The organism is Cellulomonas endophytica (assembly GCF_004123805.1).
In the GTDB taxonomy this organism is placed as follows: domain Bacteria; phylum Actinomycetota; class Actinomycetes; order Actinomycetales; family Cellulomonadaceae; genus Cellulomonas; species Cellulomonas endophytica.
In genome coordinates, this window is the sequence record NZ_RWJX01000076.1 from 1 (window position 1) to 17155 (window position 17155).

The following is a 17155-nucleotide window of genomic DNA, read 5'->3' on the forward strand; positions in this document are numbered from 1 at the left end:
AGCCCTCGGAGGACTCCCGCCCACCAGCCGCCTGTCACCAACGTGATGGCTCAGTACACCTAGGCGCCGACCGCGTCCAGGCAGCGGCGCACGGCCGTGGCCAGCCCGCCCGCGGCGAGCGTGCCGCCGGCGGGCAGGTCGGGCCGCCGCGCCGCGTCGGTGCGCGCGACCAGGTCCGCCAGCGCCGCGCGGGCCCGCGCCGCCGCCTCCGGGTCCACCTCGCCCCCGGTCGTGGTCGCGAGCACCTCCGCCGTCGCCCGCAGGACCCGGGCGGCGGGCGGTCGGAGCGCGGGCCCGAGGACGGGCACGTCCACGTCCCGGTTCTCCTCCTCGGTGAGCAGGTCGACCACGTCGTCGACGAGGCGGGCGACCCGGGCGAGCACGTCGGCCTGCCGCACGAGGGCGGCGAGGTCGTCGCGCCGGCGCCGCGCCCGGGGGTTGGCGCGGGCGCCCTCGGTGGCGAGGGCGACCTCCCGTCGCGCGGCCGCGAGGTCGGGGTCGAGCCGGACCCGGTGGCGCCGCCAGGTCCCGGCGTCGGGCGGGGTGGGCTCCTCGAGGAGCTCGGCCGTCGCCGCGAGCCCGCGCCCGACGGCGCGCCGGGCGGTGGCGAGGGCGGCGCGGGCGGGGGCCACGGGCAGCGGGGGCAGGAGGAGCACCACGGCGGTGCCCACGAGCGCGCCGAGGAGCGTGAGACCGGCGTACGCGCCCACGTAGGCCCCCTCGCCGGCGCCGACGACGAGCGTGAACAGCGCCGCGACCGGCACCCACGAGCCGTTGGCGCCCAGCCACCGCCAGCCCGCGGCGAGGACGCCCCCCGCCACCGCGAGCGCGACGACCAGGACCGACCCGGGGTCGCCCGCCAGGTCGGCGAGCAGCCCGATGCCGCCCCCGAGCGCGATGGCCACGACGGCCTGCGACGACTCCCGTGCGGACCCGGCGAGGGTCGTCGAGGACGCGATCACCGCCCCCATCGGCGCGTAGTAGGGGTAGTCGGCCGCCGCGGTGCCGGGCAGGACGCGGGCGAGCCACCAGGCTGCCGCCGCGGCGGCCGCGGCGCGCAGGGCGAGGGCGGGGCGCGGGTGCTCCTGCACGAGGAGGACGAGCCGCCGGGCAGCCGTCCGCGGGCGGCCGGACGGGGCGGGGGCGGAGGGGACGGCGCCGGGTGGGGAGGTCATCGCGACCACCCTGCCCGGTCCCCGCCCGGGCGCGCACCCCGTCCCCGCCGCCCCGTCCCCGCCGTCCCGTCTCGCGGCGAACGGGGACGGGGCGGCAGCGGCGGCGGGGCCGCCGGGGACGGCGGCACCGCGCCGCTACGCGACGCCCAGGTACGCCTGCTTCACCGCCGGGTCGGCCAGGAGCTCCGTGCCCGGGCCGGTCTTGACGACCTCGCCCGTCTCGAGGATGTACGCCCGGTGCGACCGGGACAGCGCCTGCTGCGCGTTCTGCTCCACGAGGAGGATCGTCGTGCCCTCCCCGTTGATCTCCGAGATGATCCGGAAGATCTGCTGGATGACCAGGGGCGCGAGGCCCATGGACGGCTCGTCGAGCAGCAGGAGCCGGGGCCGGGCCATGAGCGCCCGCCCGATGGCCACCATCTGCTGCTCGCCGCCGGACAGGGTGCCGCCGAGCTGGTCCTTGCGCTCGCGCAGCCGGGGGAAGAGCTCGAGCACGTGCTCGAGGACCTCGTCGTGCGCGGCCTTCGTCGGGAAGGTCCGGGCGTAGCAGCCCATCTCGAGGTTCTCCAGCACCGTCATGCCGGGGAACACGCCGCGGCCCTCGGGCGCCTGCACGATGCCCTGGAGGACGCGCTCGTGGGCCTTGACCCTGGCGATGTCCTTGCCGTCGAAGTGCACGGACCCGCGGGCGAGGGGGCGGACCCCGGAGATGGCGCGCATCGTCGTCGTCTTGCCGGCGCCGTTGGCGCCGATGAGCGTGACGAGCTCGCCCTCGTCGACCGTGAGCGAGATGCCGCGCACGGCCTCAATGCGGCCGTAGGAGACCGTGAGGTCCTTCAGCTCAAGCAGTGGCATCGTCGGGGACCCCCAGGTAGGCGGCGATGACGGCGGGGTCCGCGGAGACGTCCCGCGGCAGGCCGTCGGCGATCTTGCGGCCGAACTCGAGCACGACGACCCGGTCCGTGACACCCATGACGAGGCGCATGTCGTGCTCGATGAGCAGGACGGTGAAGCCGTCGTCGCGGATCTTGCGGATGAGGTCCATGAGCTCGACCTTCTCCGCCGGGTTGAAGCCCGCGGCCGGCTCGTCGAGGCACAGGAGCTTGGGCTCCGTGGCCAGGGCGCGCGCGATCTCCAGCCGGCGCTGGTCGCCGTAGGGCAGGTTGCGCGCCTGCTGCGTCGCGCGCTTGCCGATGCCGACGAACTCGAGCAGCGCCATGGCGCGGTCGAGGGCGTCGCGCTCCTCCTGCCGGTGCCGCTTCGAGCGGAAGATGGCGCCGGGCACGGAGGTGCGGTGCCGCGCGTCCGTCCCGACCACCACGTTCTCCAGCGCCGTCATGTCGCTGAAGAGCCGGATGTTCTGGAAGGTGCGGGCGATGCCCAGGCGGGTGATCTGGTTGCGCTTGATCTTGCCGATCGGCTGGCCGTCGAAGACCACCTGGCCGGCGGTGGGCCGGTAGACGCCGGTCATCGTGTTGAAGCACGTCGTCTTGCCGGCGCCGTTCGGGCCGATGAGACCGAGGATCTCGCCGCGGCGGATCTCGAACGTCACCGCGTCGAGCGCGGTGAGGCCGCCGAACTGCATCGTCACGCCCTGCATCTGCAGCAGGGGCTCGCCGACGGCCGCGTGGATCTCGCGGTCGGCGGCGACGATCTCGGCGACGACCGCCTCGTCGGCGAGCTCGGGGTGGACCTCGGCGACGTCGAAGGCGACCGCCTCGGCGTCGGTCCCGCCGTCGGGCAGGTACGCCTCCGGCGTCGACCGGTCGGCCCGTCCGGGGTCGGCCAGGTGCTCGTCGCCGTGCTCGGAGCCGGCGGACAGGCCTCCGGGCTGGCTCATCGGGCACCTCCGGTGGTGTCGGGCGTGCGGCGGCCGGTCGCCGCCGCGGCGGCGCGGCGGGCGATGACGTAGACCTCCCGGCCGTACGTCAGCAGCTTCTGCCGCGCGGGGAACAGGCCCTGCGGCCGGAAGATCATGAGGATCATGAGCGCCAGGCCGAAGAACAGGTAGCGGTAGTTCGCGATCTCGTTGCCGTCGATCGGGATACCGAACAGCTCGGTCCGCCCGAGGAAGAAGTTCGGCAGGTAGACGATCGCGAAGGCGCCGAGGATGACGCCGAGCTTGTTGCCCTGGCCGCCGAGGACGACGGCGCAGAGGAACAGCATGGAGTTGATGACGTTGAACGTCGTCGGCACGACGAACTGCACCTGGCCCGCGTAGAGCGCGCCGGACAGGCCGCCGATGGAGGCGCCGATGAGGAACGCCCACAGCTTGAACTTGAAGGTGGGCACGCCCATGATCTCGGCCGCGTCCTCGTCCTCGCGGATCGCCACCCAGGCGCGACCGACGCGGGAGCGCTCGAGGTTCCCGACGACCACGAGCACGAGCACGATGAGCACGAGGCTCAGCCAGAACCACCAGGTGCCCGAGTTCAGGGGCAGGCCGGTGTTGCCGGCGGAGAAGATGCCGTTCGGCCGCTCCGCGCTCTGCCCGACGACGGGGTAGGCGATCTGGTTCAGGCCGCGCCCGCCGCCCGTGACGGTCGACAGGTTGTCGGCGAGGAGACGGACGATCTCGCCGAAGCCGAGCGTGACGATGGCCAGGTAGTCCCCGCGCAGGCGCAGCGTCGGCGATCCCAGCAGCAGGCCGGACAGCGCGGTGATGGCGACCGCGACCGGGACGGCGAACAGCCAGCCCCACTCCCGCGAGAGCCAGTCGTCCGTGAGGTTCCAGGGGCTGCTCGGGCTCGTCATGAGGCCGACGGTGTAGGCGCCGATGGCGTAGAAGCCGACGTAGCCGAGGTCGAGCAGGCCCGTCTGGCCGACGACGACGTTCAGGCCGATCGCGAGGAGCGCGTACATGCCGAACTGCGCGAGGACGCCGGCGAAGTCCGTGCCGACGGTCGTGAGGACCGGCGGGCGCAGGACGGGCAGCAGCGCGACGAGCAGGACGCCGACCACGCCCGCGACCCACTGGGTCTGCCGCGGCAGCGCGTCCCACCACAGACGGACGCGGTCGCCGACGCCGAGGTGCACGGGCGCGGGGGCGGTGGTGGTCATCTCGGTGCTCATGCGCGTGCCTTCCCGAGGGACTCGCCGAGGATGCCGGTGGGCCGGAACATCAGGACGAGGATGAGCAGGACGAACGCGACCACGTCGCGCCACTCCGTGCCGAACAGCGCCTGCCCGTAGAGCTCCATGACGCCGAGCAGCAGGCCGCCGAGGAGCGCGCCCCGCAGGTTGCCGATGCCGCCGAGCACGGCGGCGGAGAAGGCCTTGAGGCCGAGGATGAAGCCGCCCGAGTAGATGACGCCGCTCGGCACGCGCAGCGTGTAGAGCAGCGCCGCGGCGCCGGCGAGCATGCCGCCGACGAGGAACGTCAGGACGATGATGCGCTCGCGGCTGACGCCCATGAGCGTGGCGGTGACCGGGTCCTGGGCGACGGCCCGGATGCCCCGGCCGAACTTCGTCGCGTTGACGAAGCGGTCCACGGCGAACGCCAGCGCCAGGGCCGCGACGACGATGACGAGGTCCACGTTGGTGACGTTCGCTCCGAAGAGCTCGAACTGCGTGCTGGGCTGCACGAGGCGGATGGGCTGCTGCGCGTTGACGCCGCCCAGGGCGTTGCCCGTGAGCTTCGGCAGCACGAAGTGCACGAACTCCTGGATGACGAAGGAGGCGCCGATCGCGGTGATGAGGAAGACGAGGGCGGGGGCGCCGCGGCGGCGCAGCGGGCGGTAGGCCACGCGCTCGAGGACGACCGCGGCCCCGCCGGAGACCGCCATGCCGCCGACCATCGCGACGCCCAGGAAGACGATCGTCAGCAGGACGCCCTGCTGGAAGACGTCGCCGCTGGGGTTGAAGCCCAGGAGCATGAGGGTCGCGTACTGCCCGAACATGCCGAGCATGAAGATCTCGGAGTGGGCGAAGTTGATGAGCCGCAGCACGCCGTAGACGAGCGTGTACCCCACGGCGACGAGCGCGTAGATCGAGCCGTAGGTCAGTCCGCTGACGGTGAGGGACCAGAAGTTGCGGCCGAGGGCGCCGACGTTGAAGTCGATCACCCCGTCGGCGAGCACCTGGCCGCCGGCCAGGACGAGTGCACTCATCGGTGCTCCTTACGGGTGGTGGAGGGGCGTGACACGCGACGACGGCCGGGTCCCGACGAGGGGACCCGGCCGCCGCCGTCAGGTCACTGGACCTCGTAGAGCCACGTGGTCGTGGACGCGAGCTCGCCCGTGGAGTCCCACTCGTAGGGCTTGGCCAGGCCGACGCCCGAGTAGCCCGAGACGAACTCGACGAGGGCGGCACGGTCCGTCACGCCGGAGTCGATGCCGGCGAGCATGATCGTGGCGAGGTCGTAGCCCTCGACGGAGTACACGCCGGGGACCTGGCCGAACGCGGCCTCGTAGTCCGCCGCGAACGGCTCGGGAGCCGGGCCGCAGGGGCAGGACAGGTAGGCGCCCTCGGCGTCCGAGCCCGCCTGGGAGACGAACTGGCCGTCGTTGGAGCCGTCGCCCGAGGCGAAGGCCGCCTCGACGCCGCCGGAGCGCAGCTGCGAGAGCAGCGGGGCCGCCTCGGCGTAGTAGCCGGCGTAGTAGACGGCGTCGGGCTCGGCGTCCGCGATGATCTGGACGGTGGCGGAGAAGTCCTTGTCACCCGTCTTGACCTCGGCGGCGCAGTCGGGGTTCGCGGCGTCGCCGAGGGTCTCGGTGACGACCTCGGCGAGGCCGATGCCGTAGTCGGAGTCGTCCTGGACGACGCAGACCGTGCCGAAGCCCAGCTCGCCCGTCAGGTAGTTCGCGACGGCCGCACCCTGGGAGTTGTCGTTGCCGAGGCCGCGGAAGAAGTTCGTCCAGCCGTTCGTCGTCAGCGACGGGTTCGTCGCCGACGCGGTCAGCGAGAGCAGGTTGGCCTGGTTGAAGATCGGGCCGGTCGCGTTCGTCTCGCCGGAGAAGGCGGGGCCGAGCAGGCCGATCACCGAGGCGTCGGAGACGATCGCGGGCGCGACCTGCGTGGCGGCCTGCGGGTCGCCCTGCGTGTCGAACTGCTTGAGCTCGACCTGGCAGCCCGGGTTGGCCTCGTTGTGCTGCGTCACCGCGAGCTGCGCGCCGTTGAGGATGTTGGTGCCGAGCGCCGCGTTGGGGCCCGTGAGCGCGCCGGCCATGGCGATCGCCACGCCGTCGCAGGTCGCCGAGCCGTCGCCGGCCGGGTCGGCGGCCTCGGTGCCGTCACCGCCGGCCGCCACCTCCGCACCCTCCGCGTCGACCTGCACGAGCGGCTGGATGGCGAGGTCGGCGGCGCTGCCGCCGCCGTCCTCGGCCGCCGAGCCCGAGGCCGAGGGGTCGGCAGCGGTGCCGCCGTCGGTCGAGCGGTCGGCGCAGCCGGCGACCGCGAGGCCCGCCGCCAGCACGAGCGCGAGACCCGCCACCCGAGGGGTGCGTGTGCGCATCTGTAGAACCTCCAGGAGTCGTCGTGGGCCACCGGGGCGACCGCACGATGCCGGCACCGGGCGCCGGACTGTGGCGCAACCTAGGCGGGTCGCGTTTCGGGACCGTTAATGGGACACGTGTCACGGTCACAGCGAGGACACGCTTGGGTCACGCGTCGATATCAGCGTCCTCGTGCGGGGCGTGTCGACCCCCCGGACGGGGTCGACAGGGTGGCGCCGGTCACAGTGTGCCCGACCGCGGGCCCCCTCGAGGTCATCGCTGCCACGACTCGCCGCGGGCGCGCAGGCCCGTCGTGACGGCCCGGGCGAGCATGAACAGCCCCGCGAAGGCCGCCCACAGCCAGGCCAGCCCCGCGGGGCCCGCGGGGGCGAGGGCCAGGACCGCCAGCGCCGCGGGCACGTACACGACGAGGGTCGCCACGCCGGCGCGCGCGAGGTAGCGCCCGTCGCCCGCGCCGATGAGGACCCCGTCGAGGACGAAGACCCAGCCGCCCAGCGGCAGCGTGACGGCCACGACGAGGAGCCCCGCCACCGCCGCCGCCCGCACGTCGGGGTCGGCGCTGAAGGGCCGGACGAGCCAGGGCGCGGCGGCGGCGAGCACGGCGCCCAGCACCACGCCGGCGCCCACCCCCCAGCGCAGGCACCGGGTCAGCACCGCCCGGGTGCGGGCGCGGTCCCCCGCTCCCAGGGCGTGCCCGACGAGCGCCTGCGCCGCGATGGCGAGGGCGTCGAGGGCGAACGCGGCCAGCCCCCACACGGACGCCACGACGCCGTGCCCGGCGAGCGCGACGGCACCGAGGTCCGTGGCGACGACCGCCGTCAGGAGGATGGCCGCCCGCAGCGTGAGCGTCCGGACGAGGAGCGGGACGCCGGCGCGCGCGTGCGCGAGGACCCCCGCGACGCGGGGCCGCAGGGGGGCGCCGACGGCGCGGGCGCCGCGGGCCACCACGAGCACGAGCGCGACCGCCATGAGGAGCTGGGTGGCCGCCGTGGCCGCGCCGGAGCCGGCGATGCCGCGGTCGAGCCCGACGCCGAGCAGCACGCACAGCGCGGCGTTCACGACCGCCCCGCCGGCCGCCACGACGAGCGGCGTGCGGGTGTCCCGCAGCCCTCGCAGCGCGCCCGTGGCGGCGAGGACGGCGAGCATCCCGGGCAGGCCCGGGGACGACCAGCGCAGGTAGGCGACCGCCTGCGCGGCCACGCCGTCGCGGGCCCCGAGGGCGGCGACGAGCGCGGGGGCCGCCAGGGCGAGCGCCGCGGCGAGCACGACGCCGGTCCCGAGCGCGAGCCAGACCCCGTCCACGCCGAGGGTCATCGCCCCGCGCACGTCCCCGGCCCCCGAGCGGCGGGCGACCGCCGCCGTCGTCGCGTAGGCGAGGAACACGCAGAGGCCGACGAGCGTGAGCAGCACCGTGGAGGCCAGCGCCAGCCCGGCCAGGGGCTCCGTCCCCAGGTGCCCCACCACGGCGGTGTCGACGAGCACGAAGAGGGGCTCGGCCACGAGCGCCCCGAGGGCCGGCAGGGCGAGGGCGACGATCTCGCGGTCGACGGAGGGCGTGCCGCCCCGGTCGAGGGACGGCGGGTGTCCAGTGGGTGAAATGGTGGCGACCTCCTCGCGGTCCACAGCGGGTGGACGGCCCGCGCGCACGTCAGCGCGGCGCCCGGGGAAGCGGACAGCCCGTCCGTCCACAGGCTCGTCCACGGCCTGTGGACGAGGTGTGCCGTGCGTCCACACCGTTCCACACCCCGTGCACAGGGCTGTCCACAGGGGGTGTTTGTCCTCGTCGGGACGCACGCCTAGCCTCGCGCAGGACCGCTCGCGGCCGCACGTCCCCCGGTCACCGGAGGACCCGGCCCGCGTGTCGGTGGTCGCGGGTAGACCTGCGTCCGGACGGCCGGCAGCCGGTGGGGTGACCCGCCGCCGCGGGGGGTCCGCCGTCGAGGGGCGAGGGCAGGGGTGAGCGCGACGTGACCATCGAGGACCTGGACCTCGGCCTGCGCAACGACGCGGGCCGTGGGGGGTACGACCGGACCCCGCCGCAGGACCTCGACGCCGAGCGCAGCGTCCTCGGCGGCATGATGATCTCGAAGGACGCGATCGCCGACGTCATCGAGCAGGTGCGGGGCACGGACTTCTACCGCCCGGCGCACGAGGTCGTCTACGACGCCATTATCGACCTGTACGGCCGCGGCGAGCCCGCGGACGCGGTCACGGTCGCCGACGAGCTGACCAAGCGCGGCGAGCTCACGCGCATCGGCGGCGCCCCCTACCTGCACACGCTCATCGCGAGCGTGCCGACCGCGGCCAACGCCGGCTTCTACGCGCGGATCGTGCGCGAGCGCGCGGTGCTGCGCAAGCTCGTCGAGGCGGGCACCCGGATCGTCCAGCTCGGCTACGCCACCGACGGCGGGGACGTCGACGAGCTCGTCAACAACGCCCAGGCCGAGGTCTACGCCGTCACCGAGCGGCGCAGCTCGGAGGACTACCTGCCGCTGCGGGACATCATCAACGGCACGGTCGACGAGATCGAGGCGGCCAGCCACCGCGGCGAGGGCATGGTCGGGATCCCCACGGGCTTCTCCGACCTCGACCGGCTGACAAATGGCCTGCACCCGGGACAGATGATTGTCGTCGCAGCCAGGCCGGCAATCGGGAAATCAACTCTAGGCATTGACGTCGTCCGGGCCGCCTCTATTCACAACAATCTCACCTCCGTGATCTTCTCGCTCGAGATGAGCCGGAACGAGATCACCATGCGCATGCTCTCCGCCGAGGCGCGGGTGCACCTGCAGCGCATGCGCTCGGGGCAGATGGGCGAGGACGACTGGACGCGCATCGCGCAGACGACGGGACGGATCTCCGAGGCGCCGCTGTTCATCGACGACTCGCCGAACATGTCGCTCATGGAGATCCGCGCGAAGTGCCGGCGGCTCAAGCAGCGGCACGACCTCAAGCTCGTCGTCATCGACTACCTCCAGCTCATGTCGTCGGGCAAGCGCGTCGAGAGCCGGCAGCAGGAGGTGTCGGAGTTCTCGCGCGCCCTGAAGCTCCTGGCGAAGGAGCTCGAGGTCCCCGTCATCGCGATCTCGCAGCTGAACCGTGGCCCGGAGCAGCGCACGGACAAGAAGCCCCAGATGAGCGACCTGCGCGAGTCCGGCTCGATCGAGCAGGACGCCGACATGGTGATCCTGCTGCACCGCGAGGACGCCTACGAGCGCGAGTCGCCCCGGGCCGGCGAGGCCGACCTCATCATCGCCAAGCACCGCAACGGGCCCACCGCGACCATCACCGTGGCGTTCCAGGGGCACTTCTCGCGCTTCGTCGACATGCAGGTCTGACCCCGGTGCCGGACGGGTCCCACGACGCCCTGGTGGCGCGCCTGCGGGCCGCGGGCTGCGTGTTCGCGGAGGAGGAGGCGGACCTGCTGCTCGGCGAGGGCCTGGCGCCGGCGGCGCTGCGGGACGCGGTCGCCCGGCGGGTGGCGGGCGAGCCCCTCGAGCACGTGCTGGGCTCGGCCGCCTTCGCGGGGCTGCGCGTGCCGGTGGGGGCCGGCGTGTTCGTGCCCCGCCGCCGCACGGAGCTGCTCGTGTCCGAGGCGCGGCCGCTGCTGGCGGCGGGCTCGGTCCTCGCCGACCTGTGCTGCGGCAGCGGCGCCGTCGGGCTCGCGCTCGCGACGCAGGTCCCCGGCGTGGTCCTGCACGCGGTGGACGTGGAGCCGGCGGCCGTCGACTGCGCGCGGCGGGCCCTGGCCCCGGTGGGCGGCACCGTCCACGCCGGGGACGTCCTGACGGCCCTGCCCGCGGACCTGGTCGGGCGGGTCGACGTCGTCGTCGCCAACGCGCCCTACGTCCCCCACGACGCCGTCCCCGCGATGCCCCGCGAGGCCCGCCTCCACGAGCCGGCCGTCGCGCTCGACGGCGGCGCCGACGGCACGGCCGTGCAGGCCCGGGTCGCCCGGGCGGCCGCCCGGTGGCTGCGGCGCGGGGGCACGCTCCTCGTCGAGACGAGCGAGGACGGGGCCGACCGGACGGCGGCGGTCGTCCGGGCCGCGGGGCTCGTCGACGCCGTCCTCGTCCGGGACGACCGGGTCGACGGCACGGTCGTCCGCGCGCGGGCGCCCCTCCCGGGTGCGCCGGGGGGTGGGGCGCCGTAGCGTCGGTGGGACCGGGTCGACACACGGTCCGGACGGAGGGAGTTCGCCATGGGTCTCGACGACAAGATCAGGAACGCCGCGGAGGACCTGGCCGGCAAGGCCAAGGAGGCCACCGGCAAGGCCACGGACAACGAGCGCCTCGAGGCCGAGGGCCACGCCGACCAGTCGAGCGCCGACCTCAAGCAGGCGGGCGAGAAGGCCAAGGACGCCTTCCGCTGATCGCCGGACCACACCGGTGACACCACGACCCCCGCGGCCCGCGCCGCGGGGGTCGTCGCACGTCCGGGCCGGGAGCGCCCACCGGGAGGCGCAGGTTCACCCGGGCGGCCCAGTCGGTGCCCTGACCAGCGCGGACGCGGTCCGCCGGCCCTCGTCGAGGCCCCTCCGCTAGCAGATCCGGCCCCTCGGTCGCGCCGACGCGCCGGGGAGGGGGTGAAAGCGCGCCGAGGGCCTCCCGTGGCCCGGTCCGGGCCCGTACTGTCCTGCCTGTCAGCGAAACGGCAAACCCTCCGCGAGGCGGGGACGCAAAGCCACGGGACCCACGCAGGTCAGCCGGGCTACCGACAGGACAGGACACATCACCATGGAGCACCGTTCCTCTCTCGAGCCCACCGCCGAGACCACGACCGAGCGCCTCGCCGGGCTCCCCGTCTCCCGCCTCCAGGCGTGGGCCGGGCTCGCCCCCCGCGTCGCCGCGGCCGGGATCCCGACGCAGCGCGAGGTGCGCGTGGCCTGAGGCCACGACGGCGCCGCACGTCCCCGGGGGCGTCCGGCGCGACCGACTCCGACGGCCCGTGGGGGAGCAGCACCTCCGCCACGGGCCGTCGGCCTGTCCAGGGCCGTCGCGCCGCTCGTGCGTCGACGGGGCGGAGGTGAGGGGGCGGGGGCGACGGGGCGGGGGCGAGGCGCCGCGGCCCGGCCGGGCGCCGGTCAGAGCTCGCCGCGGCGCTGCAGGAAGCGCATCGCGGCCCAGCCGATGGGCACCCGCAGCCAGTACGTGAGGACGCGGAAGAGCACCGCCACGGAGGTGGCGATGCCGACGTTGACCCCGACGAGGCTCGTGAGCGAGCCGGCGAGCGCGAGCTCGACGGTGCCGACGCCGCCGGGGGTCGGCACGAGCGACCCGGCCGTGTTGCCGGCGAGGTAGGCGACCGTGACGGGGACGAGCGCGGCCGAGCGCCCGAAGGCCAGCAGGCACGCGTCGAGCGCGAAGACGTAGCCCAGGGTCATGACGAGGTTGCCCGCCACCGCGAGGCCGAGGCGCCAGGGCTGGCCGACGACCTGGATGAGCCGCGGCCAGGTCTGCCGCAGGACGGGCAGGATCCGCCGCACGGCCCAGGCACGGACGGCCGGCACGAGGAGCGCCGCCGCGACGAGGGCCGCGAGGACGCCGACCGCGACGAGCATGGCGGGCGAGATGGGCAGGGTGGAGCCTCCGCCGCTCGTGGCGAGCGAGAGCACCAGCAGCATCACCACGGTGACGACGAACTGGCTCACCTGGATGAGCGCCACGGTCGCGGCCGCCAGCGACGTCGAGACGCCGCGGCGGGTGAGCATCCGCAGGTTGAGCGCGGCCGGCCCGACGCCCGCGGGCGCCGCGAGGGCGACGAAGGTCGCCGCCGCCTGGACGACGGTCGCCCGCCACACGGACAGCCGCACCGGCGAGAACGCGACGACCGTGAGCGCCGCCCCGAGCAGGGTGACGAGCCCGAGTGCGAACGCCACGAGGCTCCACCGCCAGTCGCTGTCCTCCAGGGCCCGGGTGATCGTCGAGACGTTGATGGACGTGAGGACGACGAACAGCGCCAGGACCGTGACGAGGATCGACAGGACCGTGCGCGCGCCGAAGCGCGTGAGCTGCTCGGGCTCGACGTCGGCGTCGGGCAGCAGGGCGACGAGCTCCGTCCGCAGCTGGGCCAGCACCTCCTTGTGGAAGCGCAGCTCCGTGCGGGTCTCGCGCGGGAGGGTGATCGTCTGGAGCAGGGGGCCGACGGAGGCCATGTCGGCATCGGGCAGCACGGCCGCGGCCGAGGCGATGGCGCGGGTCGCGCCGACCTTGAGCGCCAGCAGCGCGACGAGCTGCGTGAGGTCGAGGCGCCGGGCGAGGTCGGAGGACGCGACGTCGACGAAGTCCCAGCCCGTGAGCCACACCCGCGGCCGGTCCGCGCCCCGGGAGAGGTCGACGAGCACGACGTCCCCCGTGAGGCGGCGGTGCGCGAGGCCGGCGGCGTGCGCGCGGCACAGCTCCTCCCAGGCGGCGCGCAGGACGGCGTCGGTGACGGCCTCGTCGGGCAGCTCGCTCAGCGCGACCGCCGACCCGGGGCGCTCGAGGACCAGGAGCAGCGAGTCCTGGGCCTCGGCCAGCCCCTCCAGCCGCGGGGTGCGCACGCCCGCCGCGGCGGCGGCGTGCGTGACGAGCGCGCTCCGCTCCGCCGCCTGGCGCAGCGAGACGACCGAGCGGCCCTCGATGCCGCGCAGCCGCAGCGACCGCCACACCCGGGCGATGGTGCCGACGACCTGCCGGTCCCCGTCCATGACGAGCAGGTCGTGGTGGCGTCCGTCGTCGGTCTCGAGGTCGTAGACGCGCTGGTCCGTCACGCGCGCGAGGGCCGCCGCGCTCGCGGGTCCCGGGTCGCCGTCCGGGGTCGAACCGCCCCCGGCGTCCCGCGCGGGGCCCCCCGGGGACACGGCCGTGGCGACGCCGCCGGCCGCGGTGGCCGTCCCGGTCGCGGTGCCCGTCCCGGTCGCGGTGACCGTCCCGCCCACCCGCGTGAGGCGGACCGGCACGAGGCCCGTGCGCCGGACGCCCTCGAGCAGGTCCTCGCCGTAGGCCCGCTCCGACCGGACCCCCGAGGCGTAGCGGACGGCCTGGCCCGCCACCCGGCCGACGAGGAGCGCCACGGCGATCCCCGGCAGCGACGCCTGGGCCGTGACGAGGAGGACGCCCGTGGCCACCCACAGGGCGTTCCACGACCACCGGACGCTGCGGCGGCGGGTCCGGGGGCCGGCGACGGTCAGCAGGCCGACGAGCATCGCGAGGTAGCCCGGGACGACGAGGACCCGCTCGCCGGCGCGCCAGATCTCGAGCCCCGCGTGCAGCTCGTCGGAGCCGAGCAGCTCGACGAGGCGGACGACGACGACGTTGAGCACCACGGCCAGCAGCGCGCCGGCCAGCGCCTCGAGCAGCTGGCGGGGCAGGCGGCGCAGGGCGAGCTCGGTCAGCACCGCCAGCGGGGCGAGGAGCGTGACGAGGCTCTCGAGCACCGCCACGGGCAGGAAGAGGATCCGGCGCAGCAGGACCGCGACGCCCTGCACGTCCTCGGCGACGCCGGTCGTCGTGTTCTGCGCGTAGGTCGCCAGGACGAGGACGAGGACTGTCGCGAGGACGGCGACGACGAGCGCGACGAGGTCGGAGGGGTGGTGCACGCGCGCGGTGCGCACGTCCTCGCCCTCGACGACCTCCGCGACGGGCGCGGCCGTCCCGAGGGGCGCCTCGCCGGTCACCTGCATGCCCGCGAGTGTAGGCAGCGGGCACGGGCCCCCGGGTCAGGACAGGCCGAGGTCGGACCGGACGTCGTCCGGCACGAGCGCGTAGCCGACGAAGGCCACGACGTCCATGAGCGTGTGGGCCACGACGAGGGGGGCCACCCGCCGCCGCCGCCGGTACCACTCGGCGAACACCAGCCCCATGACGACGTTGCCGACGAACGCGCCCCACCCCTGGTAGAGGTGGTAGCTGCCGCGCAGGAGGGCGCTCGTGACGACGACGGCCGGCGCGCCCCAGCGCAGCTCGCGTAGGCGCTCCAGGAGGTAGGCGACGGCGACGACCTCCTCCAGGAGCGCGTTCTGCAGGGCCGCGAGCACGAGGACCGGGACCGTCCACCACGCCGCGTCCAGCGCCGCCGCCTGCACCTCGACCGTGAGGCCCAGGGCCCGGCCCACGGCGTAGAGCAGCAGGCCGGGCAGGCCGATGACCGCCGCGAGCCCGACCCCGACCGCCAGGTCGCGGCCGGGCCGCGCGCGGTCGAGCCCGATGCGCCGCAGCGCGCTGCGCCCCGACGCCGAGAGCAGGTACAGGGCGAGGGCGACCGGCACGAGCGCGAACGCGATCGACAGGAGCTGCAGGGTGAGGTCCAGCCAGGGCCGCTCGGAGCGGCTGGCGTTGAGGGTGGCAGTCTGGGCGCCCAGCGCCTGCTCGCGCGTCAGCCGGTCGAGGAGCGTGACGACGGCGTAGACGCCGGACCGGCCCAGGGACAGCCCGAGGACGATCCAGACCTCGACGCCGAGCCGCCGGCGCCAGGCCCGCCCCCCGGGGGGCGGGGCGGCCGCCGGCGTCGTCCCCGGCGGGTGCGGCCCGGCGGCGGAGGCCCCCGCGCGCGGGGGGACGGGGGGTTCTGCCGCGCTCACCCGGCCGACGCTAGACGGCACGCCTGGGCGGCGCCTGGACGTCCGCCGGCCGCGCCCGAGCTCGGCTCCCCGAAGCGGCCCGGCGACGCGGCGCGAGGGGGCAGAGTGGGGACCTGTGACCAGGACGCCGACGACGCGGTCCGCCCCCGACGCCCGGGCCCGCCCCGTGGCGGGGACCCCCGACGACCTCGCGGTGGCGGTGCGGGGCGTCAGCCGCCGGTTCGGCGCGGTCGTGGCGCTGGACGACGTCCGGCTGGACGTCCACGAGGGCGAGGTCGTGGGCCTGCTGGGGCCGAACGGCGCCGGGAAGTCGACGCTCCTGTCGCTCGTCGCGGGCCTGCGCCGACCGGACGCCGGCACCGTGCGGCTGTGGGGCGAGGACCCCCGGACCCCGGGGGCCCGGGTGCGGCTGGGCTCGACCCCTCAGGAGACGGGCCTGCCGGAGGTGCTGCGGGTCGGCGAGGTGGTCGACCTCGTCGCCGGCCACTACCCCGACCCCATGCCGCGGGGGGAGGTCCTCGAGCGCTTCGGCCTCGTCGCGCTCGAGCGGCGCCAGACGGGCGGGCTGTCGGGCGGGCAGCGCCGGCGGCTCGCGGTCGCGCTGGCCCTCGTCGGCCGGCCCCGGCTGGTCCTGCTCGACGAGCCCAGCACCGGGCTCGACGTCGAGGGCCGGCACGTCCTCTGGGACGCGGTGCGCACCTACGCCGCCGAGGGGGCCACGGTCCTGCTGACGAGCCACTACCTGGAGGAGGTCGAGGCCCTGGCGCGCCGGGTCGTCGTCATCGACTCCGGCCGCGTCCTGGCCGACGACCGGCTCGCCGCCGTCCGCGACCTCGTCACCCTCCGGCGGCTCGTCCTCGCCCTGCCCGACGGGACGGACGGCGCCGTGCTGGCCGACCTCCCGGGCGTGCACGCCGTGCGGCCGCCCGGCGGGGAGGAGGGCCCGCGCTGGACGCTGCTCGCGGCGGACGCCGACGCGGCCGTGCGCGGCCTCGTGCGGGCGGAGGTGCCCTTCAGCGGGCTCGAGGTGCGCGGCGCCTCCCTCGAGGAGGCGTTCCTGGCGCTCACGGGCGCGGCGACGCCCGCCCCGCCGCCCTCGACCGGACCGACGACCGGAGGGACCGCCCGATGACCACCCCCGCCCGCGCCACCGCCGCCGGCCCCGCCGCCCCGCCCTCGCGCCCCTCCGGCCTCCCCGGCCCCGCCGGGCGCGCCGCGGCGCCGGGCCGCACCCGGCCGGCGCTCGCGCTCACCCTGCTCCACCTGCGCTTCCAGGTCCTGGAGACCCTGCGGGTGCCGGTCGCGGTGCTGGGGTTCCTGCTCTTCCCGTCCCTGTCCTACGCGTTCTTCGTGCTGCCGCAGGCGGCGGTGCGCACCGACCCGGCCGCCGCGACGGGTGCCACGGTCCAGCTCGCCGTCTTCGCCATCATGTCCACCTGCCTCTTCACCTTCGGCGCGGGCGTGGCCGAGGACCGCCAGAAGCCCTTCGACCCGTACCTGCGCACGCTGCCCGCGGGGGCCGGCCCGCGGCTGGGCGGGCGGGTGCTCAACGGCGTCCTGTGGAGCTACCTGTCCGTGCTGCCGCTCGTGCTGCTGGCCCTCGTGGCGACGGCGGCGAGGCTGTCCCCGGGGCGGGCGCTCCTCGCGGCGGGGCTCGTGCCGCTCGTGGCGGTGCCGTTCCTGCTGCTCGGGCTCGCCATCGGGTACCGGCTGACGGCGAAGGCCGCGCTGCCCGTCGTGCAGGCCACGCTGTTCCCGCTCGCCTTCGCCGGCGGCCTCTTCCTGCCGCCGCAGCTGTTCCCCGGCTGGCTCGACGCGCTCTCGCGGGCGCTGCCGTCCCGGGCGCTGCGGGACCTGGCGGTGCACCTCACCGGCGGCCCGGTCGCGCCCGGGACCACCGCGCCCGTGCTCCTGGCGTGGACGGCGCTGTTCGCCGCGCTCGCGGTCGCGGCCGTGCGCGCCGACGA

Annotated in this window: 15 protein-coding genes and 1 riboswitch; of the genes, 6 read left to right on the forward strand and 9 right to left on the reverse strand. The window is 75.6% G+C overall.

What is annotated here, in order from left to right:
- Positions 1-59: 59 nt before the first annotated feature.
- The 7 genes from EJA20_RS15580 to EJA20_RS15610 form a co-directional block, all read right to left on the reverse strand.
- Positions 60-1175, reverse strand: coding sequence for an aromatic acid exporter family protein (locus EJA20_RS15580; RefSeq protein WP_129339422.1), 1116 nt, complete (start codon positions 1173-1175; stop codon positions 60-62).
- A gap of 135 nt (positions 1176-1310) precedes the next feature.
- On the reverse strand, positions 1311-2030 hold the full coding sequence (locus tag EJA20_RS15585) for an ABC transporter ATP-binding protein (RefSeq protein ID WP_129339424.1): 720 nt from the start codon (positions 2028-2030) through the stop codon (positions 1311-1313).
- Positions 2017-3015: an ABC transporter ATP-binding protein gene (locus tag EJA20_RS15590; RefSeq protein ID WP_129339427.1), complete on the reverse strand. Its 999-nt coding sequence runs from the start codon at positions 3013-3015 to the stop codon at positions 2017-2019. Before EJA20_RS15590 ends, EJA20_RS15585 begins: the two co-directional genes overlap by 14 nt.
- Complete coding sequence (locus tag EJA20_RS15595; protein ID WP_129339430.1) at positions 3012-4247, reverse strand: branched-chain amino acid ABC transporter permease; 1236 nt, start codon at positions 4245-4247, stop codon at positions 3012-3014. The genes EJA20_RS15590 and EJA20_RS15595 overlap by 4 nt, the downstream gene beginning before the upstream one ends.
- Entirely contained in the window at positions 4244-5284 is a 1041-nt protein-coding gene (locus EJA20_RS15600; protein ID WP_129339433.1) for a branched-chain amino acid ABC transporter permease, read from the reverse strand. Before EJA20_RS15600 ends, EJA20_RS15595 begins: the two co-directional genes overlap by 4 nt.
- Before the next feature lie 83 nt (positions 5285-5367).
- The gene (locus tag EJA20_RS15605; RefSeq protein WP_129339435.1) at positions 5368-6627 is read right to left on the reverse strand and encodes a branched-chain amino acid ABC transporter substrate-binding protein; all 1260 of its coding nucleotides are present in this window, start codon (positions 6625-6627) and stop codon (positions 5368-5370) included.
- Between the two features lie 253 nt (positions 6628-6880).
- The gene (locus EJA20_RS15610; RefSeq protein WP_129339437.1) at positions 6881-8251 is read right to left on the reverse strand and encodes an MATE family efflux transporter; all 1371 of its coding nucleotides are present in this window, start codon (positions 8249-8251) and stop codon (positions 6881-6883) included.
- 344 nt (positions 8252-8595) lie between these two features.
- On the opposite strand from EJA20_RS15610, the gene dnaB reads away from it, so the two are divergent.
- The 4 genes from dnaB to EJA20_RS18820 all read left to right on the forward strand — a co-directional run bounded on the left by dnaB (position 8596) and on the right by EJA20_RS18820 (position 11517).
- The gene (dnaB, locus tag EJA20_RS15615; protein WP_129339440.1) at positions 8596-9966 is read left to right on the forward strand and encodes a replicative DNA helicase; all 1371 of its coding nucleotides are present in this window, start codon (positions 8596-8598) and stop codon (positions 9964-9966) included.
- A gap of 32 nt (positions 9967-9998) precedes the next feature.
- On the forward strand, positions 9999-10781 hold the full coding sequence (locus EJA20_RS15620) for a putative protein N(5)-glutamine methyltransferase (RefSeq protein ID WP_240675554.1): 783 nt from the start codon (positions 9999-10001) through the stop codon (positions 10779-10781).
- A 48-nt stretch (positions 10782-10829) separates the two neighbouring features.
- A complete protein-coding gene (locus tag EJA20_RS15625) occupies positions 10830-11000 on the forward strand; it encodes a CsbD family protein (RefSeq protein WP_129339444.1) in 171 nt (56 codons plus the stop codon).
- 270 nt (positions 11001-11270) lie between these two features.
- Positions 11271-11346, forward strand: a riboswitch (cyclic di-GMP riboswitch).
- An 18-nt stretch (positions 11347-11364) separates the two neighbouring features.
- Positions 11365-11517, forward strand: coding sequence for a hypothetical protein (locus EJA20_RS18820; RefSeq protein ID WP_164984013.1), 153 nt, complete (start codon positions 11365-11367; stop codon positions 11515-11517).
- 194 nt (positions 11518-11711) lie between these two features.
- Here EJA20_RS18820 and EJA20_RS15630 read toward each other — a convergent pair whose 3' ends face one another.
- Both EJA20_RS15630 and EJA20_RS15635 read right to left on the reverse strand, forming a co-directional pair.
- Positions 11712-14291: a lysylphosphatidylglycerol synthase transmembrane domain-containing protein gene (locus EJA20_RS15630; protein WP_129339446.1), complete on the reverse strand. Its 2580-nt coding sequence runs from the start codon at positions 14289-14291 to the stop codon at positions 11712-11714.
- A 36-nt stretch (positions 14292-14327) separates the two neighbouring features.
- A complete protein-coding gene (locus tag EJA20_RS15635; RefSeq protein ID WP_129339448.1) occupies positions 14328-15188 on the reverse strand; it encodes a CPBP family intramembrane glutamic endopeptidase in 861 nt (286 codons plus the stop codon).
- A gap of 166 nt (positions 15189-15354) precedes the next feature.
- Here EJA20_RS15635 and EJA20_RS15640 point away from each other — a divergent pair, with 166 nt between their 5' ends.
- A complete protein-coding gene (locus EJA20_RS15640; RefSeq protein WP_205687539.1) occupies positions 15355-16320 on the forward strand; it encodes an ABC transporter ATP-binding protein in 966 nt (321 codons plus the stop codon).
- On the forward strand, positions 16317-17155 hold an 839-nt coding region (locus tag EJA20_RS15645; RefSeq protein WP_129339452.1), incomplete at its 3' end, for an ABC transporter permease. The genes EJA20_RS15640 and EJA20_RS15645, both read left to right, overlap by 4 nt.

What these genes read in the sequence shown, in the direction of transcription:
- EJA20_RS15605 (WP_129339435.1), bottom strand. Translation starts at nt 6,627, where the DNA reads ATGCGCACACGCACCCCTCGGGTGGCGGGTCTCGCGCTCGTGCTGGCG.
- EJA20_RS18820 (WP_164984013.1), top strand. Translation starts at nt 11,365, where the DNA reads ATGGAGCACCGTTCCTCTCTCGAGCCCACCGCCGAGACCACGACCGAG.
- EJA20_RS15580 (WP_129339422.1), bottom strand. Translation starts at nt 1,175, where the DNA reads ATGACCTCCCCACCCGGCGCCGTCCCCTCCGCCCCCGCCCCGTCCGGC.
- EJA20_RS15595 (WP_129339430.1), bottom strand. Translation starts at nt 4,247, where the DNA reads ATGAGCACCGAGATGACCACCACCGCCCCCGCGCCCGTGCACCTCGGC.
- EJA20_RS15585 (WP_129339424.1), bottom strand. Translation starts at nt 2,030, where the DNA reads ATGCCACTGCTTGAGCTGAAGGACCTCACGGTCTCCTACGGCCGCATT.
- EJA20_RS15600 (WP_129339433.1), bottom strand. Translation starts at nt 5,284, where the DNA reads ATGAGTGCACTCGTCCTGGCCGGCGGCCAGGTGCTCGCCGACGGGGTG.
- EJA20_RS15630 (WP_129339446.1), bottom strand. Translation starts at nt 14,291, where the DNA reads ATGCAGGTGACCGGCGAGGCGCCCCTCGGGACGGCCGCGCCCGTCGCG.
- EJA20_RS15625 (WP_129339444.1), top strand. Translation starts at nt 10,830, where the DNA reads ATGGGTCTCGACGACAAGATCAGGAACGCCGCGGAGGACCTGGCCGGC.
- EJA20_RS15590 (WP_129339427.1), bottom strand. Translation starts at nt 3,015, where the DNA reads ATGAGCCAGCCCGGAGGCCTGTCCGCCGGCTCCGAGCACGGCGACGAG.